The organism is Nocardia tengchongensis (assembly GCF_054781395.1).
Window position 1 is genome coordinate 1,137,775 of record NZ_BAAGUM010000006.1, and the last position, 24,066, is coordinate 1,161,840.

At 68.7% G+C, this 24,066-nt stretch carries 29 protein-coding genes; 16 read left to right on the forward strand and 13 right to left on the reverse strand.

All coding sequences use genetic code 11. The features are described from left to right. Positions 1 to 19: 19 nt before the first annotated feature. The 5 genes from ACYVKL_RS16375 (at position 20) to mscL (ending at position 3,957) form a co-directional block, all read left to right on the forward strand. Positions 20 to 1,675: a purple acid phosphatase family protein gene (locus ACYVKL_RS16375; protein ID WP_379164199.1), complete on the forward strand. Its 1,656-nt coding sequence runs from the start codon at positions 20 to 22 to the stop codon at positions 1,673 to 1,675. Between the two features lie 25 nt (positions 1,676 to 1,700). After that, complete coding sequence (locus ACYVKL_RS16380) at positions 1,701 to 2,327, forward strand: 5-formyltetrahydrofolate cyclo-ligase (RefSeq protein WP_379164202.1); 627 nt, start codon at positions 1,701 to 1,703, stop codon at positions 2,325 to 2,327. A 70-nt stretch (positions 2,328 to 2,397) separates the two neighbouring features. Further along, complete coding sequence (locus ACYVKL_RS16385) at positions 2,398 to 2,712, forward strand: FmdB family zinc ribbon protein (RefSeq protein WP_213559351.1); 315 nt, start codon at positions 2,398 to 2,400, stop codon at positions 2,710 to 2,712. Positions 2,713 to 2,812: 100 nt separating this feature from the next. Continuing rightward, positions 2,813 to 3,460 carry an SAF domain-containing protein gene (locus ACYVKL_RS16390; protein ID WP_379164205.1) on the forward strand — a complete coding sequence of 216 codons (648 nt, stop codon included), beginning with the start codon at positions 2,813 to 2,815 and terminating at the stop codon, positions 3,458 to 3,460. A gap of 101 nt (positions 3,461 to 3,561) precedes the next feature. Beyond that, a complete protein-coding gene (gene mscL / locus ACYVKL_RS16395; protein ID WP_213559349.1) occupies positions 3,562 to 3,957 on the forward strand; it encodes a large conductance mechanosensitive channel protein MscL in 396 nt (131 codons plus the stop codon). Positions 3,958 to 4,032: 75 nt separating this feature from the next. On the opposite strand, the gene ACYVKL_RS16400 is transcribed toward mscL, so the two are convergent. The 9 genes from ACYVKL_RS16400 to ACYVKL_RS16440 all read right to left on the reverse strand — a co-directional run bounded on the left by ACYVKL_RS16400 (position 4,033) and on the right by ACYVKL_RS16440 (position 12,319). Next, positions 4,033 to 4,713: an MspA family porin gene (locus ACYVKL_RS16400; RefSeq protein WP_379164208.1), complete on the reverse strand. Its 681-nt coding sequence runs from the start codon at positions 4,711 to 4,713 to the stop codon at positions 4,033 to 4,035. 63 nt (positions 4,714 to 4,776) lie between these two features. Further along, the gene (locus ACYVKL_RS16405; protein ID WP_379164211.1) at positions 4,777 to 5,457 is read right to left on the reverse strand and encodes an MspA family porin; all 681 of its coding nucleotides are present in this window, start codon (positions 5,455 to 5,457) and stop codon (positions 4,777 to 4,779) included. A 299-nt stretch (positions 5,458 to 5,756) separates the two neighbouring features. Continuing rightward, entirely contained in the window at positions 5,757 to 6,428 is a 672-nt protein-coding gene (locus tag ACYVKL_RS16410) for an MspA family porin (protein WP_213559346.1), read from the reverse strand. Positions 6,429 to 6,491: 63 nt separating this feature from the next. Beyond that, positions 6,492 to 7,166 carry an MspA family porin gene (locus ACYVKL_RS16415; RefSeq protein WP_213559345.1) on the reverse strand — a complete coding sequence of 225 codons (675 nt, stop codon included), beginning with the start codon at positions 7,164 to 7,166 and terminating at the stop codon, positions 6,492 to 6,494. 247 nt (positions 7,167 to 7,413) lie between these two features. Further along, a complete protein-coding gene (locus ACYVKL_RS16420; RefSeq protein ID WP_213559344.1) occupies positions 7,414 to 7,560 on the reverse strand; it encodes a hypothetical protein in 147 nt (48 codons plus the stop codon). An 89-nt stretch (positions 7,561 to 7,649) separates the two neighbouring features. Then, a complete protein-coding gene (locus ACYVKL_RS16425; protein WP_213560843.1) occupies positions 7,650 to 8,144 on the reverse strand; it encodes a MogA/MoaB family molybdenum cofactor biosynthesis protein in 495 nt (164 codons plus the stop codon). A 98-nt stretch (positions 8,145 to 8,242) separates the two neighbouring features. After that, complete coding sequence (locus tag ACYVKL_RS16430; RefSeq protein ID WP_379165754.1) at positions 8,243 to 9,421, reverse strand: S1C family serine protease; 1,179 nt, start codon at positions 9,419 to 9,421, stop codon at positions 8,243 to 8,245. Positions 9,422 to 10,148: 727 nt separating this feature from the next. Next, a complete protein-coding gene (locus ACYVKL_RS16435; RefSeq protein ID WP_213560841.1) occupies positions 10,149 to 11,534 on the reverse strand; it encodes a sensor histidine kinase in 1,386 nt (461 codons plus the stop codon). Positions 11,535 to 11,623: 89 nt separating this feature from the next. Continuing rightward, a complete protein-coding gene (locus ACYVKL_RS16440) occupies positions 11,624 to 12,319 on the reverse strand; it encodes a response regulator transcription factor (protein ID WP_379165756.1) in 696 nt (231 codons plus the stop codon). Positions 12,320 to 12,644: 325 nt separating this feature from the next. Here ACYVKL_RS16440 and ACYVKL_RS16445 point away from each other — a divergent pair, with 325 nt between their 5' ends. The 5 genes from ACYVKL_RS16445 to ACYVKL_RS16465 are packed head-to-tail and all read left to right on the forward strand — an operon-like array spanning position 12,645 to position 18,112. Beyond that, positions 12,645 to 15,770: an ATP-binding protein gene (locus ACYVKL_RS16445; RefSeq protein WP_379164216.1), complete on the forward strand. Its 3,126-nt coding sequence runs from the start codon at positions 12,645 to 12,647 to the stop codon at positions 15,768 to 15,770. After that, complete coding sequence (locus tag ACYVKL_RS16450) at positions 15,767 to 16,174, forward strand: roadblock/LC7 domain-containing protein (protein ID WP_357190748.1); 408 nt, start codon at positions 15,767 to 15,769, stop codon at positions 16,172 to 16,174. Before ACYVKL_RS16445 ends, ACYVKL_RS16450 begins: the two co-directional genes overlap by 4 nt. An 11-nt stretch (positions 16,175 to 16,185) precedes the next feature. After that, positions 16,186 to 16,557: a DUF742 domain-containing protein gene (locus ACYVKL_RS16455; RefSeq protein WP_213559340.1), complete on the forward strand. Its 372-nt coding sequence runs from the start codon at positions 16,186 to 16,188 to the stop codon at positions 16,555 to 16,557. Then, positions 16,538 to 17,233, forward strand: coding sequence for a GTP-binding protein (locus ACYVKL_RS16460; RefSeq protein ID WP_357190746.1), 696 nt, complete (start codon positions 16,538 to 16,540; stop codon positions 17,231 to 17,233). Before ACYVKL_RS16455 ends, ACYVKL_RS16460 begins: the two co-directional genes overlap by 20 nt. Positions 17,234 to 17,278: 45 nt before the next feature. Then, positions 17,279 to 18,112 carry an MHYT domain-containing protein gene (locus ACYVKL_RS16465; protein WP_379164221.1) on the forward strand — a complete coding sequence of 278 codons (834 nt, stop codon included), beginning with the start codon at positions 17,279 to 17,281 and terminating at the stop codon, positions 18,110 to 18,112. Between the two features lie 6 nt (positions 18,113 to 18,118). Here the strand turns inward: ACYVKL_RS16465 and ACYVKL_RS16470 are convergent, their stop codons facing one another. Beyond that, entirely contained in the window at positions 18,119 to 18,904 is a 786-nt protein-coding gene (locus ACYVKL_RS16470; protein WP_379164224.1) for a VOC family protein, read from the reverse strand. Between the two features lie 215 nt (positions 18,905 to 19,119). Here ACYVKL_RS16470 and ACYVKL_RS16475 point away from each other — a divergent pair, with 215 nt between their 5' ends. After that, positions 19,120 to 20,148: a DUF1906 domain-containing protein gene (locus tag ACYVKL_RS16475; RefSeq protein ID WP_379164227.1), complete on the forward strand. Its 1,029-nt coding sequence runs from the start codon at positions 19,120 to 19,122 to the stop codon at positions 20,146 to 20,148. Between the two features lie 291 nt (positions 20,149 to 20,439). Further along, positions 20,440 to 20,664, forward strand: coding sequence for a hypothetical protein (locus ACYVKL_RS16480; protein WP_213559337.1), 225 nt, complete (start codon positions 20,440 to 20,442; stop codon positions 20,662 to 20,664). Positions 20,665 to 20,735: 71 nt separating this feature from the next. On the opposite strand, the gene rpmF is transcribed toward ACYVKL_RS16480, so the two are convergent. Together rpmF and mrf are read right to left on the reverse strand one after the other, a co-directional pair. Beyond that, on the reverse strand, positions 20,736 to 20,909 hold the full coding sequence (gene rpmF / locus ACYVKL_RS16485; RefSeq protein WP_379164231.1) for a 50S ribosomal protein L32: 174 nt from the start codon (positions 20,907 to 20,909) through the stop codon (positions 20,736 to 20,738). After that, positions 20,909 to 22,210 (reverse strand): ribosome hibernation factor-recruiting GTPase MRF, encoded by a 1,302-nt coding sequence (mrf, locus tag ACYVKL_RS16490; protein ID WP_379164234.1) that lies wholly within the window; start codon positions 22,208 to 22,210, stop codon positions 20,909 to 20,911. Before mrf ends, rpmF begins: the two co-directional genes overlap by 1 nt. A 111-nt stretch (positions 22,211 to 22,321) precedes the next feature. On the opposite strand from mrf, the gene rpmB reads away from it, so the two are divergent. The 4 genes from rpmB to rpsR are packed head-to-tail and all read left to right on the forward strand — an operon-like array spanning position 22,322 to position 23,333. Next, positions 22,322 to 22,558 carry a 50S ribosomal protein L28 gene (gene rpmB, locus ACYVKL_RS16495; RefSeq protein ID WP_213559334.1) on the forward strand — a complete coding sequence of 79 codons (237 nt, stop codon included), beginning with the start codon at positions 22,322 to 22,324 and terminating at the stop codon, positions 22,556 to 22,558. 10 nt (positions 22,559 to 22,568) lie between these two features. Next, positions 22,569 to 22,739 carry a 50S ribosomal protein L33 gene (gene rpmG, locus ACYVKL_RS16500; RefSeq protein ID WP_357190734.1) on the forward strand — a complete coding sequence of 57 codons (171 nt, stop codon included), beginning with the start codon at positions 22,569 to 22,571 and terminating at the stop codon, positions 22,737 to 22,739. 1 nt (position 22,740) lies between these two features. Then, complete coding sequence (rpsN, locus tag ACYVKL_RS16505; RefSeq protein WP_379164238.1) at positions 22,741 to 23,046, forward strand: 30S ribosomal protein S14; 306 nt, start codon at positions 22,741 to 22,743, stop codon at positions 23,044 to 23,046. A 32-nt stretch (positions 23,047 to 23,078) separates the two neighbouring features. After that, on the forward strand, positions 23,079 to 23,333 hold the full coding sequence (gene rpsR, locus ACYVKL_RS16510) for a 30S ribosomal protein S18 (protein ID WP_213559331.1): 255 nt from the start codon (positions 23,079 to 23,081) through the stop codon (positions 23,331 to 23,333). A gap of 93 nt (positions 23,334 to 23,426) precedes the next feature. Here rpsR and ACYVKL_RS16515 read toward each other — a convergent pair whose 3' ends face one another. Further along, a complete protein-coding gene (locus tag ACYVKL_RS16515) occupies positions 23,427 to 23,987 on the reverse strand; it encodes a LysM peptidoglycan-binding domain-containing protein (protein WP_213559330.1) in 561 nt (186 codons plus the stop codon). Between the last annotated feature and the right edge of the window lie 79 nt (positions 23,988 to 24,066).

Sequence of the window (24,066 nt, forward strand, 5' to 3'; positions counted from 1 at the left end):
CGGTTGTTGACTGACACCCATGACCGATGGTGAGGATTCCCACAACTCCGATTCCACGCCGGACCAGCCCGCCGCGCCCGCCGCGAGCTCCCCCGACGCAACCAACCGGCTCAGCCGCCGCCGCTTGTTCGGCGCCTCCGCGGTCGCGGGCCTGGCCGGACTCGCCGCCGGCGCGGGCGGCGCGGTCGCGCTGCGGAACACCGGATCGACCGCGACCGCCTGGCCCCGCTCCGCCGAACTCGTCGTCTCCCCCGACCGCGCCGCCGCGCCCCGGGTCTCCGGACTGCACCTGCAATTCGGGTCCGACGCCGCCCGCGAGGTCGTCGTCACCTGGCACACCACCGGCTCGGTCACCGCGCCCACCGTCCGCTACGGCACCGCCGACGCCGGATTCGGGACCACCGTGACCGCGCAGACCCGCACCTACCGGGATGCCAAGTCCGGCATCGAGATCCAGGCCCACCACGCCCGCCTCACCGGACTGTCCCCCGACACCGACTACGTCTACGCCGCCGGGCACGACGGCGCACCGCCGGAACTCGGCACCATCCGCACCGCACCCGCGGGCCGCGCCAAGTTCCGGTTCACCAGCTTCGGCGACCAGGGCACCCCGACCGTCGGCAAGATCGTCGACGGCAAGGCCGTCAACGACAACCTCGGCTCCCAGTACGCCGGGGACGTCACCTCCGCGGTCGAATCGCTGGCCCCGCTGTTCAACCTGGTCAACGGCGACCTCTGCTACGCCAATATCGCCACCGACCGCATCCGCACCTGGAACGACTGGTGGGCCAACAACTCTCGCTCCGCCCGCTACCGGCCCTGGATGCCCGCGCCCGGCAACCACGAGAACGAACTCGGCAACGGCGACATCGGCTACGCGGCGTTCCAGACCTACTTCACCGTCCCCGACGCCGGCGCCGAGGACCACGCCAAGGGCCTCTGGTACTCCTTCACCGTCGGCGGCATGCGCGTGATCGCCGTCGCCAACGACGACATCTGCCTGCAGGACGGCGGCAACAGCTACGTCAAGGGCTACTCCGGCGGCGCCCAGAAACGCTGGCTGGAGAGCGAACTCGCGAAAGCCCGCGCCGACCGGGGCATCGACTGGGTGGTGGTGTTCATGCACCAGGTCGCCATCTCCTCGGCCGACAAGTTCAACGGCGCCGACCTGGGCATCCGCCAGGACTGGCTGCCACTGTTCGACAAGTACCAGGTCGACCTGGTGCTGTGCGGGCACGAACACCATTACGAGCGTTCACATCCCGTGCGCGGCGTGACCGGCTCGGAGACGCTGACCCCCAAGCCCGCCGACACCCGCAAGGACGTCGTCGACACCGGCAAGGGCACCGTGCACCTGGTGATCGGGGGCGGCGGCACCTCCGCACCGTCCAATCAGCTGTTCTTCCCCGGCGACAAGTGCCGGGTCATCACCGCCGTGGGCGCGCCGGACCCGGCCACCGGCAAGAAGACCCCGGTCTACGTGCTCGAGGACGCGCCCTGGTCGGCGTTCAAGGACGCCGAACACCCGTACGGCTTCTGCGCTTTCGACGTCGACCCCGGCACCCCCGGCGGGAACACCACCATCAAAGGCACCTACTACGCCCTGACCGGGCCGACGAGCGAACTGAAGGCCGTCGACACCTTCACCCTCACCCGGCCGCGTTCGGATCGCTGAAACCCGGCCGTCCTAGGGTGGGAGCGTGACGGACGAACGGGACAAGACGGCGTGGCGCGCGGACATCCTCGCGCGCCGCAAGGCCCTGCCCGCCGAGGTCCGCGAGCGCGAGGCGACCGCCCTCGCCGCGGCCGCGGGCGAGCTGGTGGCAGCGGTCGCCGAGCCCGGGCAGGCGACGGGGACGGCCGACGGGACGACGTGGGTGTGCGCCTATGTGCCCGTCGGCGGCGAGCCCGGTTCACTCGCCCTGCTCGACGCGTTGCGGGCGGGCGGGGCGCGGGTGCTGCTCCCGGTCACCGGCGAGCCGGGTCCCCTGGAATGGGCCGAGTACACCGGACCGGAGGGCTTACGACGCGGCCGGTTCGGGCTGCGCGAACCGATAGGCGACCCGGTCGTGAATGGGATCGCGATGGCCGCGGCGATTCTGGTGCCGGCCCTGGCGGTGGATCGGCGCGGGGTCCGATTGGGACGCGGAGCCGGTTATTACGATCGGAGTTTGAGCGCCTCTCGCGCCGATGCGCGATTGATCGCGGTGGTGCGCGACGAGGAACTCGTGGACCGTTTGCCGGAGGAGTCGCACGACCATCGAATGGGGTGGGCACTGACCCCGTTGGGCGGGCTGCGACAGCTCGAAGATCGGGCCGGGAATTGACACCCGATTGGCAGCGTTGGCACTGCCAGCTGTAGAGTGCTAATTCGACGAAGAGCGTGGAGGTTTCCCGATGCCTACTTACTCGTATGCATGCACCGAGTGCGACAACAAGTTCGACATCGTGCAGTCCTTCTCCGAAGACGCACTGACCACGTGTGACCGCTGCAACGGGAAGCTGCGCAAGCTGTTCAACTCCGTCGGCATCGTCTTCAAGGGCAGCGGCTTCTACCGCACCGACAGCCGCAACGGCTCCACCTCCGCCGAACCGGCCAAGCCGTCGTCCTCTTCGTCGGACAGCGGGACCAGCTCCACTCCGTCCGCTTCGGCCGCGCCGAGCACCTCGACCTCGTCGTCGACCAGCGGTTCGAGCACCTCCGCCGCCTGATCCGAGCTCTCCACGAGCTCGTTATCCACATACCGAGAGTTATCCACAGCCCGGGTTCCGCCCGGGCGTTTCGGTGCCGGGGCGACCGTACGCTGCCCCCATGACGCGACCGTATCGAGCACTGCTGCACGAGTTCCGTAGCCGCCTGGCCTGGGCGGACACGGTGCTACTGCGGCGGGCCGGGGCGGTCGCGTTGCTCGTCGCGGCGGGCTTCCTGGCGGTCCGCGCCGACCCCGCCGCGGGCCGGACGCCGGTGCTGGTGGCCGCGCGGGAGCTGGCACCGGGGCAGGTGCTCGGCGACGACGATGTGCGACCGGCCGCTCGCGAGACCGCGACCTTGCCCGCGGGTGCGGTCCGCGACGCCGCCCGGCTGCGCGGCGCCACCCTCGCCGCGGCGCTGACCGAGGGCGAGATCGTCACCGACGTCCGAGTGCTGGGCCCGCGGCTGGCCGCCGTGGCCGCCCACTCCCCCGATGCGCGCATAGTCCCGATTCGCTTGGCGGACAACGCCGTCGCCGAGATCCTGCGCACCGGCGACCGGGTGGACCTGGTGGCCGGCGAGGACTCCGGGGGCAACGGCCGCCCGGCCCGGCTACTCGCCGCCGACGCGGCCGTGGTGCTGGTGCCCGGAGCCGACGGCTCCCGCGGGCGCACGGACCGAGTCGTGCTGGTGGCATTGGATTCCCGGCGCGCGACCCAGGTGGCGGCCACTTCCCTCCGGACGGCGCTCACGGTCGTGCTCCACTGAACCGGCGTGCCGGTGCGGCGGCCGCGCGGCTCACGCCGCTAGCATCGCCGTACACCCCCTATAACTCTGCGTTCGATCCCTCAGGTAGAGGAGTTTCGGCAATGCTCAAGGGTTTCAAAGACTTTCTGATGCGCGGCAATATCGTCGATCTGGCCGTGGCCGTGGTCATGGGTACGGCCTTCGTCGCGGTCGTCACCGCCTTCACCGACGGCATCATCACGCCGTTGCTGGCGGTGTTCGGCGGCACCAATCAGCTCGGTCTGGGCTTCCAGCTGATCGCCGACAAACCGGCCACCTTCATCGCCATCGGGCCGATCATCACCGCGGGCATCGACTTCCTGATCATCGCGGCCCTGCTCTACTTCATCCTGGTGGTGCCGGCCAAGAAGGCCAAGAAGATGATGGGCGTCGAGGACGACGACGCACTCACCGACAACGAACTGCTGCACCAGATCCGGGATCTGCTCGCCGAGCGCACCTCCGACCCGCAGCGGTGAACTCCGCAGTGCGGCACGGCAAACGGACCCGGCGCGAAAAGCGCCGGGTCCGTTGGTATTACACCGGGGTGTAGATCAGCCGATGCTGAAGGGCTGGCCCCACAGGGTGATCCAGCTGATCACGTTGTCGGTCTCGACCTCGACGTTGACGAAGGCACGCGCCTGGGCGTAGCCGCCGCAGCCGTTCAGGCCGATGGTCTCGTCGGACCAGGTCACCGAACCGTCGGAGCCGTTGAACTTGTTCTTGGTCTTGTGCGATTCCTTGCCGTAGTCGTCCGGCATTTCGCGGTCCAGGACGTAGAACGACTTGGCCTGGCCCGGACCCAGCGTCAGGTTGGCGCCGGAGGTGACGCCGCCCGTCGGGGTGGCGTTGCCACTGCTGTCCCAGCTCGCACCGCCGGTCGCGCCACCGCTGACGTTGCCGCCGTCGATGGTGACCTGGCAACCCACGACGTAGCCGGGGTAGATGTTGCCGCCGGTGGCGGTGGTGTCACCGTCGATGTGGACCTGCGCCGAGGCCGAGACCCAGGCGTTGCGGTGCACGGGGGTGGCGCCCATCGACGGGCTGATGTTGGCGGACTCGCCGACCAGCTTCACCGTCACCACGGTGCCGTCGGACAGGGTCTGGGTGATTTCGCCGCCCGGCAGCGGCACGAAGGTATCGGCGTTGGCCGCACCGGTGGAGAACAGGCCAAGGGCTGCGGCGGCGACGGCACCAACACCGGCCACCCGCACCGCGGTCTTACGGATGTTCATTTCTGGTTGTCCCTCAGGTTTTGATTCGCTTGCGCGAGAAAGGATTTGGCGGGCGGTGACCACTTAGCCGATGCTGAACGGCTGGCCGTAGAGGGTGGTCTTCGAGTAGTGGTCGCCGATGACCTCGACAACCGTGTACGCACGCGCCTGGGCGTAGCCCGCGCAGCCCTGAATCTGGATCTCGGCGTCGCGGTACTCGACCGAGTAGGTGCCCGCCTTGGTGATGTCCTTGTAGTCGATCTGCACGAACGCAACCTGGCCGGGGCCGAGGTTGACGCCGATCGAGCCACCGATGTTCGCGCTGTCGAGGTTGATGCTGCCGGAGACACCGGCGGAGATCGCATCCTCACCGATCGAGATCTGGCAGCCGACGATGTAGCCGGTGTTGATCTGCGACGAGCCGTGAGTCGACGAGGCGTTCGAGCCGGGGATGCCGGCCGGGCCGTTGTTGGGACCGACTGTGCCGTCCGGGGTTTCGGTGACAACCGCGGAGGCGGCGCCGCTCACCCACACCGTACGGCCGGCACCGTTGGCAGCGAGCGACGGCGACACGATGGCGTGTTCGCTCGTCCGAGTGATGGTGACGGTGCCCGCCGGGTTCACCTTCTGGCCGTCCGGCAACGGCACGAAGGTGTCGGCATTAGCGGCACCAGTGGAAAAAAGGCCGATGGCCACGGCCGCAGCCGCGCCGATGCCCGCGAAACGGGCCGCGGTACGCAGACCGTGGGAGCGCTTCTCGCTCATACTTCCCCTCATCAGGTTTCTTGCGGTCAACCTCGACCACCGAGGTTGAAATGGGACTCTTGCGAATCCCCGGTTGAGTTTGTCGCCACATTGTTGCCACTGTGTTACTCGTTACAAATTCTTTTCACGTAGCGACGCAGGGCACTTTACATCACAGCTGTGACCTCTGAGACGTGAGCGAACAGGATCGGTCACTCGCCCACACAAACCCGCAGGTATCCCGAGAAAGTCGCGGATAGCAAAAGGGGCCCGGTGCTAATCGCACCGGGCCCCTTGGGATTCCGCTGAGCGGAAACTGATCAGCCGAGACTGAAGGGCTGACCCCACAGCGTGTAGGCGGTGATCACATGGTCGGTCTCGACCTGAACCGCGATGAAGGAACGCGCCTGCGCGTAGCCGCCGCAGCCGTTCAGGTTGATGGTCTCGTCGGACCACGTCACCGAACCGGAGTTACCCGAGAACTTGTTGCGCTTGTAGTGCGCCTCGCTGCCGAAATCGTCCGGCGCTTCCTGATCGAGGACGTAGAACGCCTGCGACTGGCCCGGACCCAGGGTCAGGTTGCCGCCGACATTCGCACCGGCCGACGGGCTGGTGCCGTCGTAGTTGGCGCCCGCGCTCGGACCGCCGTTGGCGCCGCCGCCGGAGATGTTGACCTGGCAGCCGACCACGTAACCGGGGACGATCTTGCCGCCGACATTGCCGTTGGTGCCCGACAGCTGCACCTGCGCGCTGCCCGAAACCCAGGCATTGCGGTGCAGCGGGGTGGCGCCCATCGACGGGTTGATGTTGGCCGATTCGCCGGTCATCGAGATGGTCACGACGGTGCCGTCGTCCATGGTCTCGGTGATGGAGCCGCCCGGCAGCGGAATGAAGGTGTCGGCATTGGCCGCACCGGTCGAGAACAGGCCCAGGGCGGCGGTGGCGACGGCGCCGATCCCGGCGGCCCGCGCCATCGTCTTGCGAACGTTCATGATGATTTCCCTCTGGGGTCGAATTCGCTTACGCGAGAGATGAATCGGGTGTCTGACCACGCGTCAGCCGAGGCTGAACGGCTGCCCGTAGAGGGTGGTCTTCGAGTAGTGGTCACCGATGATCTCGACCACGGTGTAGGCGCGCGCCTGGGCGTAGCCCGCGCAGCCCTGCACGTCGACCGGCACATCCTTGTAATCGATCGAGTAGGTGCCCGCCTCGAGGATGTCCTTCGAGTTGATCTGCAGGAACGTCACCTGGCCGGGGCCCAGGTTCACGCCGATGGAGCCACCGGCATTGGCGCCGGTGATGCTCACGCCGCCGGAGATGCCGGCGGAGATGGCGTTGTCGGCGATGTTCACCTGGCATCCGATGATGTAGCCGGTGTTGACCTGCGACGCGCCATGGGTGGAGGAGTTGTTGGAGCCCGGAGCGTTGGTGGGGCCGTTGTTCGGGCCGACGGTGCCCGCGGGGGTGTCGGTGACGTCGGCGGCGACCTTGCCCGAGAGCCAGGCGGTGCGGCCCGCGCCGTTCGCCGACAGCGACGGCGAGATTACGGCGTGCTCGCCGATTCGCTTGATGGTCACGCCCGGCCCAACCTTCTGACCGTCCGGCAACGGTACGAAGGTGTCGGCGTTGGCGGCGCCGGTCGACAGCAGGCCGAAAGCCACGGAGGCGGCTGCGCCGATACCCGCGACACGCGCGGCCCGACGCAAACCGGCGGTCCGGTTCTCGCTCATTGTTCCCTCATCAGTTTTTTTGCGGACAACCCCGACCACCGGGGCTGAAGAGAGCCACTACGGCACAGAACTCGGCAGGAGCAACTATCAAGCGCGCTGCTCATATTCTTTACAGCCGTAGCTTTGTTGACCCCAAGGAGATTTTAGCCACAACAGTTACCGTTTGGCAACAATAAGATAACAGACGCGCCTAATCACAGCTTCCGAGCTATGGCTAATTCTCGGCAGCCGTGATGTAAAGCGGATCTCAACCGTGATGGGGCGGCTTCTGCGCGCGCAGCCAATCATCGGAGGACTGAACGGAATCCGGCTCGGGAGTGCGCTCGTCCGCGGTCGTGGACGGCAGCTCGTCACCGAAGATGCGCGCGAGCCGGGCGCGTTCGGCGGGGGTCAAACGACGAGACCCCGCCCGGCGCTCGGCCGGACGGGGTGACTCGGAGGAATCAGGCGATCCCGAGGGATCAGGAGACTGCCCGGCGTCGGTCATTCCGACAGACCGGACAATTCATCGATGACTTTGCTCGCCAGCGGGCCCAGGGTGGCCATGCCGTCCCGGACCGCGGCCCGCGAGCCCGGCAGGTTCACCACCAGCGTGCTGCCCGACACCCCGGCCAGACCGCGCGACAGGCCCGCGTCCAGCGAACCCGAGGCCAGCCCGGAGGAGCGCAGCGCCTCGCTGATCCCCGGCAGCACCCGGTCCAGCACCTCCTCGGTGGCCTCCGGGGTCACGTCACGCGGGGACATGCCGGTGCCGCCGACCGAGATGACCAGATCGACACCGCCGATCACCGCGGTATTGAGCGCATTGCGGATCTCCACCTCGTCGGCCGCCACCGACACCGACGCGTCCACCAGGAACCCGGCCTCGGTGAGTAGCTCGGTGACCAGCGGCCCCAGCGAGTCCACGCCGCCATGGGCGGTTCGATCGTCGACGACCACGACAAGAGCACGGCCCGCCACAGCGGCATCGATTTCCATGGTGCTCACCGTAGCGCCCTTGTCCGACAACAGCTCCCATCCCCCATCGGAGGTGACACGGATCGCCGGTACCGGTTCTCTACCATTGACACGGTTGCTCATCGTCCGCCCTCCGCGGCTGCCTCGCCGAGGGTGACCTCGACGGTCTTGGGGTTCTTCCCCTGGTCGTCGGTGTAGGTCACCTTGACCTTGTCGCCGGGCCGGTGCGAACGCACGCCGGCGATCAGCGAATTACCCGAATCCACGACCTGGTCGTCGATTTTCGTGATGATCGCGTTCTTCGGAATGCCCGCCTTGGCGGCCGGGCCGTCGGGCGACACGTCCATCACCCGCGCGCCGTTCACGTCGTCCTGTGCCCGCACGGTGATGCCGATCTGGGCGTAGGTGGCCTTGCCGTTCTTGATCAGCTCGTCGGCCACCCGGCGCGCGGTGTCCACCGGAATCGCGAAACCGAGCCCGATCGAGCCGCTCTGCGCACCCGCCGACTCGGCGGTGCCCATGGTGGCGATGGCGGTATTGATGCCGACCAGCTTGCCGTTCATGTCGACCAGCGCACCACCGGAATTACCCGGGTTGATGGCCGCGTCGGTCTGGATCGCGTCGATGACCGTGCCCTGGGAGCCCGGCTCACCGCTGGTGGACACCGGGCGGTTGAGCGAGGAGACGATGCCGCTGGTCACCGTGCCCGCCAGGCCCAGCGGCGAACCGATCGCCACCACGCCCTGACCCACCTGCAGATTGCCCGACTGACCCAGCTCGATCGGCTTCAGATCCGACTTGCCGGTGACCCGGATGACCGCGACGTCGGAGACCGGATCCGCGCCCACCACCGTGGCGGGAGCGGTCGAGCCGTCGCTGAACGCCACATCCATCTTGGCGTTCGGGCCCGCGCCGCTGACCACGTGATTGTTGGTGAGGATCAGACCGTCCGAGGACAGGATCACGCCGGAGCCCTCGCCCTCGGCCTTCGAGCCCGCGACCCGGATCATGACGACGCTGGGCAGCACCTTCTGCGCCACCGCCTGCACCGAACCCTCCGGCGCGGGCGCCGCCTTGCCCTTGCCCGCGGGCTGATCCAGGGCGTTGCTCACCGAGCCGTGGTCGCGGTCGTGGGTGGCCAGCGCGCCCACCGCGCCGCCGATGCCGCCGCTGAGCAGCGCCAGCACCACCGCGCCGGCGACCAGCCCGGCCTTGCCGGACCGCTTCGGCCCGGGCGCGCCCCCGTAGGACAGCCCCGGGTCGCCCGGCAGCCCGGGCCCGCCCGGACCTCCGGGCATGCCCGGCAGCACCTGGGTCGGATGCTGTCCGGTCGCATACGCCGGGTGCTGTCCAGTGGCGTAGGCCGGATACGAGCCGGTCGGGTACCCGGGCTGCTGCCCGGACCCGAACTGCTGCGAATAGGGCTGTGCCCCGCCGAAAGCCGCGCCGTAGGCCGGACTGCCTTGCGGCGCACCGTGACCCGCGCCCGGCAGCACCTGGGTGGCCGGGTCGACCGCACCCGAACCCGGTTGCCCCGCAACGCCGTACGCCGTCCCGCCCGGTCCGCCGAAGGCCGGTGCGGAGCCGGCGGGCGACTGCGGTCCGGGGGCCGCGGGGCCGCCGCTCTGGGCGTAGGAGGCGCCGCCGGAGAAGGACTGAGCCGCACCGAAACCAGGGGCGCTCGGCGCGGGACCGGCGGCCTGGCCCGGGTGCGCCGGTGGCGCGAATCCGCCGGAAGCGGGAGCCGACCCGGCCGTACCCGGCGCCGCGGGGGCCGCGAAGCCGTTGAAGGTCTCGGCCTCAGGGGCGGCCGACCCGGCGGGATCCCGCTGGGGCAGGCCGGACGCCGGGCCGGCGGGCCCGGGGGCCGCGCTGTCGGACGCGGCGTGGCCTTCGGGCTCGGGGCCTCGCTGGTTCGAATCCTCGGTCATTTCTCGTTTTCTCCTCGAGTCTCGTCGCCAAGCCTGGCGGGAACGACTGAGAGTGGACTGAGACCGTGCTTGCTTTTCGCCGAGCTTTCCGGATTCAGTTGTCCGCCTCGGCGGGCAGGGGCGGGGCGGTTTCTCCAGGCAGGACGATACGGATCAACGCGCCCCCTCGGTCGGAACTGTCGATGTTGATGGTGCCACCGTGTTTGGTCACCACCTGTTTGACGATGGCCAAGCCGAGCCCCGAACCGGGCATCGAGCGCGAGGCGGTGGTCCGATAGAAGCGCTCGAAGACCAGCTCCCGTTCGGCGGGCGGGATGCCGGGCCCTGCGTCGTCGACGGCGAACTCGAGCAGTCCGCGCCCGTTCTCGCGCATGGTGACGAACACCTTCGCGCCCGCCGGGCTCCACTTGGCGGCGTTGTCGAGGACGTTGAGCAGGGCGCGTTCCAGGCCGGGTTCGTCGCCGTAGACGAACCAGGGCCGCAGCTGGACGTCGAAGTCGATTCCGGTGCGCCGCCGCCGGACTCGTTCCAGCGCGCGTTCGGCGATGTCGCCGAGGTCGATGCGCTCGTACACGGTCTCGGGGGCGTCCTCGCGGGCCAGGTCGACCAGATCGCCGACCAGCGTGGACAACTCCTCGATCTGGGCCATCACGTCCGAGCGCAGTTCGGCCATGTCCTCGTCGGGGATGCGAGGCGCGCCCGGCCGGGAGGAGGCGATGAGCAGTTCCATATTGGTGCGCAAAGACGTCAGTGGCGTCTTCAGCTCATGGCCGGCGTCGGCCACCAGCCGACGCTGCCGCTCCCGGGATTCGCCGAGTGCGCGCAGCATGGTGTTGAAACTCTCGGTGAGCCGGGCGAGTTCGTCGTCGCCGGTGACCGGAATGGGGGTGAGGTCGTCGGTGCGGGCGATGCGTTCGGTGGCGGCGGTGAGCCGGGCGATGGGCCGCAACCCGGTGCGGCCCACGGTGGTTCCGGCGGCCGCGGCCACGATCACCCCGCAGCCGCCGACCACGAACAGCAGCCAGGCCAGCCGGTCGAGCACTTCCTTGGTGGGTTGCAGCCGCTGCGACACCACCAGGGTGGACCCGGAATGCGTGCGGCGGGCCAGCACTCGCTGGTCGTCCACGGTGCGCAGGGAGAAGCCGATCTCGCCGCGGGCCACCTGACGTTCCTGCGGGCCGATCGGCGGGATCGTGGTCTGCGGCGGCACGTACTGCGACTGGTCGGCGAAGACCAGGGCCACCCCGACGTCACTGGAGTACAGCCCCGCGAACACCAGCGACTGGAAGCCGAGGCTGTCGAGGTTGTTGTCGATCATCACCGAGGCGCGGGCCCGCAGTTGCGAATCCACGTCCGCGTACAGCGAACGGGCCACCATGGCGTAGGCGGCGATGGAGGTGAAGGCGACGGCCACGGCCACCACCGAGGCGGCCAGCAGCGTGACCCGCCAGCGCAGTGACACCGAACGGGTCAGCGGCATCGGCGGCCGGAGTCCGTCCGCGTCCGTCTTCGACCCGAGGCCGGCGACCACCGTCCGCCGGGGAACGGTTCTACCCACGAGCGCCCTTCCTACGGAGGGGTCTCGCGCAGCACGTAGCCGACGCCGCGCACGGTGTGGATGAGCCGCGGTTCGCCGTCGGCCTCGGTCTTGCGACGCAGGTAGCCGATGTACACCTCGAGTGCGTTGCCGGAGGTGGGGAAGTCGTAGCCCCACACCTCCTCCAGGATGCGGCTGCGGGTGAGTACCCGGCGCGGGTTGGCCATCAACATCTCCAACAGCGAGAACTCGGTGCGGGTGAGGCTGATCGGACGTTCGCCGCGGGTGACCTCGCGGGTGACGGGGTCGAGCGAGAGGTCGGCGAAGGACATCGCCTCCGAGGAGGCGTCGCCCTGGTCGATGGTGGTGCGGCGGAGCAGGGCGCGCAGCCGGGCCAGCAGCTCCTCGAGCGCGAAGGGCTTGGGTAGGTAGTCGTCGGCGCCGGCGTCCAGGCCGGCCACCCGCTCGGATACCGAATCGCGTGCGGTGAGTACCAGAATCGGCAGATCGTCGCCGGTGCTGCGCAGGCGGCGGCACACCTCGAGGCCGTCGAGGCGGGGCATCATGACGTCCAGGACGAGGGCGTCGGGTCGCTGACCGGCGGTCTTCTCCAAGGCGTCCAGACCGTCGACGGCGAGGTCGACGGTGTACCCGTTGAAGGTCAGCGAGCGACGCAGCGATTCACGAACCGCGCGGTCGTCGTCGACTACCAGAATGCGCATGGCAATCAGTCTGCCCACAACGACTGAGAGGTGACTGAGAAGGGCGCCTCCGACACGCCGAGCGGGTGAGGCAGATGACCTGCGTGTTTTGTGGACCCCCAATGCTGAGTGGTTGCAGTGTCACCCTTTTCGACGCGAAACCCGTTGTGGCAAGCCCGCATTCGGAGGCTTATACATGAGGTCGCCCGAATTGCCGTTACTCAGCTCACGCGGTATGTTGCAGGCCGGAAAAGAAGACCCTTAGTTGGTTCTGCGCGGGTTAGACCCCAAAGCCGTACAACCGCATACGTACCCGGGGGTCAATCGTGAAAGCGGAGGCGACGGAAGCGGGATGGAAGCAGCACCCCGGTCGTGGCAATTCAGCCTGTCCAACTGGCCCGTTACCCGCAAGGTCGGCATCGTGCTGGTGCTCCCGGTGCTCCTCGCCGCGACCTTCGCGGTACTGCGCATCAACAGCGAATTGCAGACCATCTCCAAACTGAGCGCGGCCTCGGAGCAGATGGACGTGCTCCGCCCCACGGTCAAATTCCTCACCAGCACCAACGAACTCGCGGTCGCCGCCATCGTCGGCGGCAACCAGGACGTGGACGCCGACCTCGACGCCGCCACCGCCAAATTCGACCAGGCCCAGGCCGAGCTCGAGACCGCCCTCAAGTCCTCCAACGCCGACCCCGGCGTCGTCAAGGAACTGAGCACCGCCGTCGCGGTGTCGAAGACCATGCGCAACAGCCTGCGCACCAGCTCCCCCCAGACCATCGGCGATCAGGCCGACGAGGTGCAGACCCGGGCGCAGAACGCGCTCGCCGGCGCGCCCACCATCGGCGACCTGCGGGTGCAGCAGTCCTTCCTGCAGTTCGGTGCGGCGCTGACCTCCTCGCGCCTGCTCACCCAGGAACGCATCATGCTGGCCGCGCCCGGCGCGGCCGCCAACCCCGCGCTGCGGACCAAGCTGCTCACCGCCATCGGCGCCGAGATCACCATGATCGAGGTGTACCGCGGCATGGCGCCCGACGCCGCCCAGAACGCCAACGTGCTCCGCGACAACGCCGGCGCGCGTGTCGGCATCCTGATGCAGAACGTGCCCGACCCGGGCAACCTGCCCGCCATGCAGGACTCGCTGCGCGCCAGCGCGGACGCCTACAGCAACGAGACCGCCAGCGTCGCGAACTCGATGGACTCCAAGCTGTCCCAGCTGACCACCGAGGCCCGCAACAACGTGCTGCGCGATACCTCGGTCGTGATCGGCATGCTGCTGGCCGGTCTGGCGCTCGCCCTGATCGTGGCGCGCTCGCTGGTCGTCCCGGTCCGCCGCCTGCGGCGAGATGCCCTGCAGGTGGCCCACATCGACCTGCCCCAGGAGCTCGAGGTGGTGCGCGCCGGCGGCGCGACCCCGGAGATCTCGCCGGTCGACGTGCACACCACCGAGGAGATCGGGCAGCTGGCCCGAGCCGTCGACGACATCCACTCCCAGGCCCTCCACCTGGCCGCCGAACAGGCGCGACTGCGCCTGCAGATCGGCAACATGTTCGAAACCCTCTCGCGCCGCAGCCAATCCCTGGTGGAGCAGCAGCTGTCGCTGATCGAGGAACTCGAGCGCGACGAGGACGACTCCGAGCGTCTGCAGTCGCTGTTCCGCCTCGACCACCTCGCCACCCGCATGCGCCGCAACGGCGACAACCTGCTGGTGCTGGCCGGAACCGCGCTGCGGCGTGGACATCTCGCGCCGGTGCCGCTGTCGGACATGCTGTGGTCCTCGGTCTCCCAGGTGGAGGACTATCAGCGCGTCGAGATCGGCACCGTGCCCGACGGCATCGTCGCCGGTGAGCCGGCCGTCGACATCGAGCACCTGCTGGCCGAGCTGATCGACAACGCGCTGCGCTACTCCCCGCCCACCACCCCGGTGGCGGTGTCGGTGGCGCGCGCGGTGGACGGCGGCTACCTGATCGAGATCACCGACCGTGGCCTCGGCATGAACGCCGAGGACCTGCAGGGCATCAACGACCGCCTGGCCTCCGGTGGCGAGGTCAATGTCGAGACCGCCCGCCGGATGGGTCTTTTCGTCGTCGGCCGCCTGGCCAAGCGGCACCACATCACGGTGAGCCTGCGCCGCACCTCGGCCATGGTGCAGCAGCCGGGGATCACCGCCAGCGTGCACCTGCCGGGCAGCCTGGTCTCGCCCGCGCCGGAACGCGTCGGCGACCCGACCGGTCAGTTCCCGGTGGCGTCCGCACTGCCGATGCCCCCGGCCGCGCTGGCCTCGGGCCCGATCCCGGCCGCCGCCCTGCTCTCCGGTCCGATCCCGGCCGACGCCGGCCAGCTCCCGATGGGACCCGGCCAGATTCCGATGCCCGCCGGGCCGCCCACCGGTCCGAACCCCGTGGTCAACCCGCCGCGGCTGACGCCGGTACCGAATCTGCCCGAACCCGCCGCGACCACCACCGGACGCTTCGGGACCACCAGTTCGGGTCTGCCGCAGCGCAGGCCGGGCGCCGACACCGGCGAGCACCCGATCGTCCCCGCGTACACCGAACCGCCACAGCCGCAGGATCGCTTCTCCGACGGTTTCACCGACGCCTTCACCGCCGACGACGCTCGCGCGTACGGTGCGAGCGCGGCGCGACCGGAACCGGCCGCGCACATGAACTTCTGGGGCGAGGCCGGGACTCCCGAAACCCCGGCCGACCCGCACACCACGGTTCCCGACCAGGTCATGGCGCCCGAACCGATGGCGCCGGAACCGGTCACGCACACCCCCGAACCGATCGCCCCGGCGCCGCAACCGATCGCGCAGCTGCCCCAGCGGGTCGTTCCGCTGCCCGAGCGCGTCGTGCAGATTCCCGAACGCGTGGTGCCGGTCCCCGAGCCGGTCGCGCAGCTGCCCGAACCGACCGCCCCGATCACCCACGGCCGCAACGGCGGCAACGGCTACGGCCAGAACCCGAACGGCCCCGACACCGGCAGCTACTTCGGCAACGGATTCAGCGCCTTCGGTGACAACGACCGTCCCACGGTCCCCGACGGCGCCATCGACGGCAACGACCACGCCGAGAACGTCATTCACGGCAACGACGCCGCCCCCGCCGGGAACCGCCCGGCCGCCCCGCAGACCGGCCTGCGTCCGGTCGAGGGCGCTCCGACCCCGATCTATCAGCGCATGGTCTCCGAGTGGCTGGTGGAACCGGCCGACGGACAGCAGACCGGCGCCGCCTGGTCGTCGAGTTCGGACCTCGGCTGGGCCGCGGCCGAAGACGCGGCCAACCCGACCACAACCAGTCGTACCGAAGGCGGCCTGCCGATTCGGCGGCCCGGCGCCCAGCTGGTGCCGGGCGCGGTCGCCCAGGAGGACGACGGTTCCGGCCGCGACCCGGAAGAGATCCGCAACAGCCTCAGCAGGCATCTCAGCGGCGTCCACTCCGGGCGGGCCGACTCCCAGTACAACGACGGAGGGCATGCATGACCGACACCCAGAGCACCAAAACCGATGAGAATCTGAACTGGCTGGTCACCCGCTTCACCAAGGAAGTGCCGGGTGTCTCGCACGCCGTCCTGGTCTCCGCGGACGGTCTGCTGCAGGCCACCAGCCCGCACCTGCCCTCCGATCGCGGTGAGCAGCTGGCCGCGGTGACCGCCGGTCTGGCCAGCCTGTCCGCCGGCGCCGCACAGCTTTTCGAGGGCGGCAAGGTGATGCAGTCCATCGTGGAGATGCAGCGTGGCTACCTGCTGGTCATGAGTGTCGGCAACGGCTCGCACCTGGCGGTGCTGGCCAACAAGCAGCACGACATCGGCCGCATCGGATACGAGATGGCCCTCCTGGTCGACCGGGTCGGGTCCGTCGTCTCGGCCACCGCCCGCACTGCCTAGATGAGCCGAACATGACGAATCCCCACGGCGGCAACCGGCCACCGACCACCCGAGTTCGCCCCTACGCGTTGACCTCCGGCCGTACCGAGCCGGCGGTGGAGCTACCGCTGGAAGCGGTCGTCGAAACCCTGTCCTACACCGCCCACTTCGACTGGCCCGCCGGCGACGTGCGCACCGAAATCCTGCGGCTGGGCACCGCGCGACTCTCGGTCGCCGAGATCGCGGCGCACCTGGGCCGGCCGCTGGGCATGGTCCGGGTCGTCATCGGCGACCTGGTGGTCGCCGGAACCCTGCGTGTGCATTCGACTTTGAGCGATCAGGCGACCTTCGACGAGCGCCGGTCCCTGATGGAGAGGACCCTGCATGGACTCCGCGCCCTATAACGGCGGAGGCTACCCCGCCGGCCCGCACGGGGGTCCGGCGTATACGACCGGTCAGTTCCCGAACCCGGCCCTGCAGATCCCGCAGCGGCTGGGCGACGAGGCGCGCACCGCGTCGACCAAGATCGTCGTGGCGGGCGGGTTCGGCGCGGGCAAGACCACCTTCGTGGGCGCCGTCTCCGAGATCGTGCCGCTGCGCACCGAGGCCATGGTGACCGGCTACTCGGACGGGGTCGACGACCTCGCCGCCACGCCGGGCAAGGAAACCACCACCGTGGCCATGGATTTCGGGCGCATCATCCTGCCCGGCAACCTGGTGCTGTACCTGTTCGGCACGCCCGGGCAGCGACGGTTCTGGTTCATGTGGGACGACCTGATCAAGGGCGCCATCGGCGCCGTGGTGCTGGTCGACACCCGCCGGATCGAGGACAGCTTCGCGGCCGTCGACTTCTTCGAAGCCAAGTCGCTGCCGTTCCTGATCGCGGTCAACCGCTTCCCGGACGCGCCGCGCTTCCCGGTCGCCGAACTGCGTGAGGCGCTCAGCGTCCGCGATGGCGTGCCGATCGTGGACATCGACGCGCGCGACCCGGCCGAGGTACGCCGCTCGCTGGCCGCCGTCACCGAGTACGCGATCGAAAGGCTGATGGCCGCGCAACGCGAAACCGCGCAGCAGGGTTAGCGTTCGCCGATCCGGGTTCGGATGTACGAAGACAGGGGTGTCTGGATGATCTACTTCTCGATGGGCTACTGGGTCCTCGCGCTGGCCGTGATCGTGTCGTTCGCGGGAGCCGCCTGCGGCCTGGCCTGCATCCGGCAGTCCGCCAAGTCGGTGACCCAGAAGTTCCGGATGGTGTGGCTGTTCGTGGCGGCGGTGTCGGTCGGCGGCGTCGGCGTCGCGATGCCGGTCTTCGTCTCGATGCTCGGCTTCGACGTGCGCGGCACCCAGCTGCGCTACGACAACCTGTCGATCACGCTGTTCTCGGTGCTGTCGGCGATCACGGTGTTCCTGGCACTGCTCATCACCGGCAAGACGCTGGTCTGGTGGCGGCTGCTGGTCGCGGCGGCCGTGATGGCCTTCGGGTTCGGCGACGTGCACCAGCTGCTGCTGGGCGCCTTGCGGATCCAGGGCACCGTCGACCGCAGCCTGGTGTCCACCGTCGCGGTGTACGTGATCGCGTTCGTGCTCTCGGCGCTCACCCTGTGGTTCAGCCTGTGGGTCGGCTCGGTGCCGATGGTGCTGGTCGGCGCGGTGCTGTACGCCGTCATGGTGACCGGCATGCACTACGCCGGACTGACCGGCCTGCAGGTGCACGTCGACCCGAACGCGCCCGCGCCGCACGGGAACGTGCTGTTCACCTTCTTCGTGCCGTTCTTCATCATCGGCACGCTCTCGCTGGCGATTCCGATCACCGCCATCCTGGTCGCCCCCGACCGGCGCGAGGCGCGGACCCCGAGCCGCACCCCCGAGCCGGCGGACGTGCACAGCACTTCGCTGCAGGCGGCCTCGCAGCACGCCGCGACGCAGCCGGGTGCGCGACGGCCGGAATCGGTGCTCTGAGCGGACCTACCGCGGGACTTCCCGGGGATCGAGCAGACCGAACAACTCGCCCTGCGGCGCGGCCATGATCGCCATCCGCCCGAACGGTCCGTCGGTGGCGGACATGAGCACCGTCGCCCCCAGCTCCACGGCGCGAGTCAGGCCGGAATCGATGTCCTCGAACTGGAACCAGGTCAGCCAGTAGGGCTGGGCCGCGGCGACGCCGTTCACACTGTCGTCGTTGATGCCGCCGACCGAGCCGGTCCCGCCGGGCGGGGTGAAGGTGGCGTATCGCGTTGCCTCGTCGTCGAATTCGGCGAAGGTGAAGTCGAAGACCTCCGCGTAGAAGGACTTGGCGGCCGCGAAATCGCCGGTGTGCAAGTCGTTCCAGACGTAGGCGCCGTGCTCGTTGTACACCGCCGCGCCGTCGTGGGCGCGCGCCTCCCACACCGCGAACGCCGCGCCGGAGGCGTCGGCGGCCACGAACATGCGGCCGAATTCCATCACGTCGAAGGCGGGTACCAGCAGCCGGCCGCCCGCGGCGATCACCTCCTGAGCGCACTTGTCGGCGTCGGTCACCGCGAAATACGTGGTCCACACCGACGGCACCCCGGCCTCGGGTTTCGGGCCGATCCCCGCCACCGCCCGGTCGTCGCGCAGCGCCATCAGGTATCCCCCGGCGTCCTCCCCGCCGCCTTGAACGTCCCAGCCGAACAGGCCGGCGTAGAACTCGCCGGCCCCGGCCGGATCGTCGACCTGGCAGTCGACCCAGCACGGTGTTCCCGGCGGCCAGGCCCCGTCGCGTACAGGCATCGGCATTCCTTTTCCGCCTCTCCGCGACTTCAGCGCCCGGCTGAGAGCCGTTGAGAGGCATGCATGCGAAGTGAAGTTGAGAGCCAACCCGATTCTGGACGTTCCCGACGAGTTACCCCGATCGCACGAGATCAGTTGTCACGTTGGCCATGGCCGACCAGTCAACCACCGCATTCCGCCCATTTCCGCGTGTCCGTCGAATTACAGTGGGAGTCATGCGTTTCGGGCTGGACTACGCCGCAGGTCGGCCCGCGCCGAGTGCGATCACGGCCAACGGCTACGACTTCGTGGTTCGCTATCTGTCCGATGGCGGGCCCAGCCTGCCGGGCAAGTTGCTCACCCCCGCCGAAGCGGATGACCTGCGCGCACACGGGATTTCCATCGTCGCCAACTGGGAGACCACCGCCGCCCGCATGCTCGACGGCTACGGTGCGGGCGTGACCGACGCGCGCGCGGCGCTGGCGCAGGTGCTGCGTTGCGGCGGGCGGGCCGATCGGCCCATCTACTTCTCCGCCGATTTCGACGCGACGCCGCAGCAGCAGGTGCCGATCGACGCCTACCTGGACGGCGCGGCCAGTGTCCTCGGGCGCTCGAATGTCGGTATCTACGGCGGGTATTGGCCGGTGAGCCGGGCGCTGGACGGCGGGACGGCGACCTGGGCGTGGCAGACGGTGGCCTGGTCCGGCGGCCGGGTCGATCCGCGGATCGCGATCTATCAGAACGGCGAGCAGGTCACCATCGACGGCGTGGAATGCGACGTGAATCAAACCGACCGAATGGATTTCGGTCAGTGGGATGCAGAAACGGAGGAACCCGACTTGACACCCGAACAGGACGCGGCATTGCGCGACATCCAGATCCAGCTGCGCGGACCCGGCCTCAACGGCTGGCCCCAGCTGGGCACCGATGCCCAGGGTCGCAACCGGACGGTGGTCGACGGGCTGGCGGCCGCGCTCGCGCGGATCGACGAACTGCGCACCGAGATCAGTGATCTGGAGGCCACCACCGCCGAACTGAAGGCGGAGTTGGACCGGGTATCGGGCAAGCAGCGCTGGCCGTTCCCGTTCTCGCTCGTCGAGGGTCCGGCCACCGCCTTCGCCGATCAGCTGGCAAAACTGGAGCAGTTGCTGCCGGATGTGCCGTTGCCCGGCTGGGGAACCGGACCGAACGGACATTCCGATAGTCCGGCCGCGAGTGGACAAGCGCCGGCGGGCAGCGTTTCGAAAGCCGTATCCGACAACTGAATTGGGCGATTTGCCGGAATCTCTTCCGTCGGCGACAAGCCCGAAACCGCCTCTGAAGTGGCGATGAGCGGGTTCTTCTGTAATCAGAAGAACCCGCCCTCAAGGCACGAGAATACCGGCACCAGGCCACGAGTTCACAACTTTAGGAAGACTTTTTCGCACCCTCGCGAAAACCACACAGGTGATTCACACCGTCGCAACACCCCGGTAGATCCCTGGCGAGACAGCAACTTCAAGGCTAGTGTCTGCCTCGTCCGTTCTCTTGCTCAGTTCCAAACGAAGGAGGCTCTCGTGGCCGTCAACGTGGTACTCGACAAAGCTCTCGACAAGGCCTACGAATCCAAGTCTCTCGACGACATCCTGGCCGCCCCGCCGTCGGCGCTGGCCGGACTCACCGAGAAGCACGACGCCCAGCTGCTCGAGGCGCTCGGTGTGAAGACCATCGCCGATCTCGGCAAGAACAAGTACTTCCGCCTCGCCGCCACCCTGGTGGACCTGGCCGCGAAGGAAGGCTGACCGGAACCGGGGGCGACCCCGGACCGGCAGCGGGGAGGTTCGGGGGCCAAGCCCCCGAACCCCCTCGAAACTCAGAGTTTCCCGAGATCGATCAGCCCGCGTTCGACGGCTCGCACCAGCCTCCGCGGCACCATCCGCACCACTCCCCCGACCGTGACCGGCACCAGATCCAGCGGGCTCGCCTTCCACTGCGAGCGGCGGCTGTGCGTATTCGCGCGCGACATCCTGCGCTTCGGAACGGCCATTATCGGTTCTCCTCACTTGTCGTCGAACTCTGATTGCCCCGCACCCGCGCCTCGCCCGAACGGGGTGTGTCACACGGTTCCTCGTGCTGATCGCCGAACGGGTCGGACCACAGCGCGACCCGCTCCGGCGCGAAACGCAGCTGCCGCAATTCGTCCTCGTCCACCAGCGCCCAGTGCAGCGCCGCGCGGATCTCGTCCGGATCGGCGTCGGCGACCAGGATGACCAGCGAGGTGTGACGGTCGCCGAACTGCTCGTGCCAGCGCAGCGAGGCCAGCGCGCGGCGCTCCGGATCCACCTCCGCCAACTCGCGGGATGTCATGGCCGCCAGCCACTTACCGGCGCCGCCGACCCGCAGCCCACCGCCCGCCGATTCCAGCCACACCACCTCGTCGGACTGGGTGGCCAGCCAGGCCCGGCCGCGCGCGCTCACCACGCCGTCCAGCAGCACATCGATGGCCGAATGTAGTCGATCGGGGTGAAAGGGGCGGTCGGTGGCGAATTCCACCAGCGCCACACCGGAATCCGATTCCAGCGGGGGCGCACCGGCCAGCAGCGAGGCGTGGGGGTCGAACCCGGCGCCGCGGCGCGCGTCCGCGGGCACCCGGCGCAGCAGCCAGGTCAGATCGTCGACATCCAGCGTGGCGGGATCGGCCACCCAGCTGATGGGCGCGCGCGGGGCCAGCCGCACCAGCACGGCATTGGTGCGCTCGCGGTCCACCAGATCGGCTCCGGCATCGAAAACCAACAGGGCATCGGCGAATTCGGCCTGGCCGACGGCCAGCTGGGCCACGGTGCGCTCGTCCTCGGCGGTGGCGTGGCCGCGCTCGGCGATCGTCTCGTCGCCGGTGGCGTCGGCCAGCCAGTCACGGGCGTCGATACAGGTGAGCACGGAATCGATGCGCACATCGCGCCCGGCCGGGCCGTCGGCGCGATCGGCCACACCGGCCACCGGCACGTCATCGATGGCCTGGCACACCGCTTCCGCCTCGAAGGCCGGATCCAGTGCGAGCACGATGCGCCGCACCGAATCCCGCGCGGCCAGCAGGCACAGGTAGGGCAGCAGGTCGGCGCGCAGGGTGCAGGAGACGCAGCCGTGCGCGAGTTCCAGCACGGTGACGGTCTCGCGCCCGTCGAGGCGGACCGTCCGGCGCACCACGCCCTCGCGTAGCTCACTCAGGTCGTGCCGCACCACGACGGTGCCGGGCTTCTCGCCCAGCAGGCGGGCCGCCTGTTCGACGCCGTCGGCCGCGCGTCCGGGGAGCCCCGCGAGGACGAGCACAGGCTTGCGTTGGGACGCCACCGGTCCCCCTTTCGACAATGATTTTCAATTACCGAGGAGTGAGGGTACCTTGGAATACGTTCGTTGTCGAAAACGGTTGTCATAACCATTGAACCCCGGAAGGGAGTGCCCATGTCGGCCATCTGCCAGGTCACCGGCCGCAAGCCGGGCTTCGGCAAGTCCGTATCGCACTCGCACAAGCGGACCAACCGGCGCTGGGACCCCAATATCCAGCGCAAGACCTACTACCTGCCCAGCGAAGGCCGGCGCATCACGCTGACCGTCTCCACCAAGGGGATCAAGACCATCGACCGCGACGGCATCGAAGCGGTCGTCACCCGGCTGCGCGCCCGCGGCCAGAAGATCTGAAAGGCAACAGATGGCCTCCAAATCCACCGACATCCGGCCCGTCATCAAGCTGAAGTCCACCGCCGGAACCGGATACACCTACGTCACCCGCAAGAACAAGCGCAACGACCCCGATCGCATGGTTCTGAAGAAATACGACCCGGTCGTCCGCAAGCACGTCGACTTCCGCGAGGACCGCTGACATGGCGAAGAAGTCCAAGATCGCCAAGAACGAACAGCGCAAACTGATCGTGGCCCGCTGGGCCGAACGGCGCGCGGAACTCAAGGAGATCATCCGCAAACCGACCAGCGGCGACGCGGAACGGGCGGCCGCACAGACCGCCTTACAGCAGCTGCCGCGCGATGCCAGTCCGGTACGATTGCGCAATCGGGACGCCGCGGACGGACGCCCACGCGGCCATCTCCGCAAGTTCGGTCTCTCGCGTGTGCGCGTTCGCGCGATGGCCCATCGAGGAGAGCTGCCCGGTGTGCACAAATCGAGTTGGTAAGCATCCACGATTCGTGAGTGAGGAACGCTGACATGGCAGTGAAGCGAGCACCGTCGAAGAAGACGCGGGCCGAGCAAGCCCGCCGCCCGAAGAAGAACCCCCTCATCGCGGCCGGTGTCGAGACCGTCGACTACAAGGATGTGAACCTGCTCCGCACGTTCATCTCCGACCGCGGCAAGATCCGCAGCCGCCGCGTCACCGGGCTCACCCCGCAACAGCAGCGTCAGGTCGCCGTCGCCGTCAAGAACGCGCGCGAAATGGCGCTACTGCCCTTCACCAGCCGGTAGTTGTCGGCTCGGTAGGACGAAAACGCAAGAGGCTCCGATGCTTTCGCATCGGAGCCTCTGCTGTTGTCTCGAAAACCTGGGCGGCGCCTCGATTTACGGGATGGTCAGGACCTGACCGGGGTTGATGGCGTCCGGGTTGTCGATACCGGAGGCGTTGGCGATCTCCTGGTAGCGGTTGCCGTCGCCGTAGAAGCGCTCGGCGATGGCCCACAGGGTGTCACCCGGCTCGACGGTGTAGGTCTGGGCGGCCGGCGGCGGCGGGGGCACGTCCTCGACCGCGGCGGCCTGGGTCTGGACCGGCTCCGGAGCGGGCAGCGGGTTGTCGGTGTTGGTGCCCGACGACCACAGCGAGCCGCCGTCGGAGCCGTACAGCACGACATTGCGGTCGGCCTGGACGACCAGACGGTCCGCGCTCTTGCCATTGGTCTCGGTGGACCAGGCGGCGCCGTCCTCCTTGTAGAGGACGAAGTTGCCGTCATCCTGCAGGGTCGCCTTCACGACGCCCTGACCGTTGGTGCCGGAAGCCCATTCGACCTTGCCGCTCGGGTCGGACAGCACCAGGTTGCCATCATCTTGCAGAGTCAGGGTGTAAGCGCCGCCTTGCAGCGACTGACCACGACCGAGTTCTTCGCCAACCTTCAACGAGTCGCCCACGGTGCGTCCTTTCGGGAGGGGGGAACATGAGATAAGCCGATGTCGCGGAACTGCATTCGCACATCTGGTGACGACAGTA

Excerpts from the sequence above, each read along its gene's own strand:
- rpsN (WP_379164238.1), top strand. The coding sequence starts at position 22,741 with ATGGCGAAGAAGTCCAAGATCGCCAAGAACGAACAGCGCAAACTGATC.
- rpmG (WP_357190734.1), top strand. The coding sequence starts at position 22,569 with ATGGCCTCCAAATCCACCGACATCCGGCCCGTCATCAAGCTGAAGTCC.
- ACYVKL_RS16390 (WP_379164205.1), top strand. The coding sequence starts at position 2,813 with ATGACGCGACCGTATCGAGCACTGCTGCACGAGTTCCGTAGCCGCCTG.
- ACYVKL_RS16425 (WP_213560843.1), bottom strand. The coding sequence starts at position 8,144 with ATGGAAATCGATGCCGCTGTGGCGGGCCGTGCTCTTGTCGTGGTCGTC.
- rpsR (WP_213559331.1), top strand. The coding sequence starts at position 23,079 with ATGGCAGTGAAGCGAGCACCGTCGAAGAAGACGCGGGCCGAGCAAGCC.
- ACYVKL_RS16400 (WP_379164208.1), bottom strand. The coding sequence starts at position 4,713 with ATGAACATCCGTAAGACCGCGGTGCGGGTGGCCGGTGTTGGTGCCGTC.
- ACYVKL_RS16455 (WP_213559340.1), top strand. The coding sequence starts at position 16,186 with ATGACGAATCCCCACGGCGGCAACCGGCCACCGACCACCCGAGTTCGC.
- ACYVKL_RS16470 (WP_379164224.1), bottom strand. The coding sequence starts at position 18,904 with ATGCCTGTACGCGACGGGGCCTGGCCGCCGGGAACACCGTGCTGGGTC.
- rpmB (WP_213559334.1), top strand. The coding sequence starts at position 22,322 with ATGTCGGCCATCTGCCAGGTCACCGGCCGCAAGCCGGGCTTCGGCAAG.
- ACYVKL_RS16460 (WP_357190746.1), top strand. The coding sequence starts at position 16,538 with ATGGACTCCGCGCCCTATAACGGCGGAGGCTACCCCGCCGGCCCGCAC.
- ACYVKL_RS16445 (WP_379164216.1), top strand. The coding sequence starts at position 12,645 with ATGGAAGCAGCACCCCGGTCGTGGCAATTCAGCCTGTCCAACTGGCCC.
- ACYVKL_RS16430 (WP_379165754.1), bottom strand. The coding sequence starts at position 9,421 with ATGCCCGGAGGTCCGGGCGGGCCCGGGCTGCCGGGCGACCCGGGGCTG.
- ACYVKL_RS16435 (WP_213560841.1), bottom strand. The coding sequence starts at position 11,534 with ATGCCGCTGACCCGTTCGGTGTCACTGCGCTGGCGGGTCACGCTGCTG.
- ACYVKL_RS16405 (WP_379164211.1), bottom strand. The coding sequence starts at position 5,457 with ATGAGCGAGAAGCGCTCCCACGGTCTGCGTACCGCGGCCCGTTTCGCG.
- ACYVKL_RS16410 (WP_213559346.1), bottom strand. The coding sequence starts at position 6,428 with ATGAACGTTCGCAAGACGATGGCGCGGGCCGCCGGGATCGGCGCCGTC.
- mscL (WP_213559349.1), top strand. The coding sequence starts at position 3,562 with ATGCTCAAGGGTTTCAAAGACTTTCTGATGCGCGGCAATATCGTCGAT.
- ACYVKL_RS16415 (WP_213559345.1), bottom strand. The coding sequence starts at position 7,166 with ATGAGCGAGAACCGGACCGCCGGTTTGCGTCGGGCCGCGCGTGTCGCG.
- rpmF (WP_379164231.1), bottom strand. The coding sequence starts at position 20,909 with ATGGCCGTTCCGAAGCGCAGGATGTCGCGCGCGAATACGCACAGCCGC.
- ACYVKL_RS16450 (WP_357190748.1), top strand. The coding sequence starts at position 15,767 with ATGACCGACACCCAGAGCACCAAAACCGATGAGAATCTGAACTGGCTG.
- ACYVKL_RS16475 (WP_379164227.1), top strand. The coding sequence starts at position 19,120 with ATGCGTTTCGGGCTGGACTACGCCGCAGGTCGGCCCGCGCCGAGTGCG.
- ACYVKL_RS16375 (WP_379164199.1), top strand. The coding sequence starts at position 20 with ATGACCGATGGTGAGGATTCCCACAACTCCGATTCCACGCCGGACCAG.
- ACYVKL_RS16465 (WP_379164221.1), top strand. The coding sequence starts at position 17,279 with ATGATCTACTTCTCGATGGGCTACTGGGTCCTCGCGCTGGCCGTGATC.
- ACYVKL_RS16385 (WP_213559351.1), top strand. The coding sequence starts at position 2,398 with ATGCCTACTTACTCGTATGCATGCACCGAGTGCGACAACAAGTTCGAC.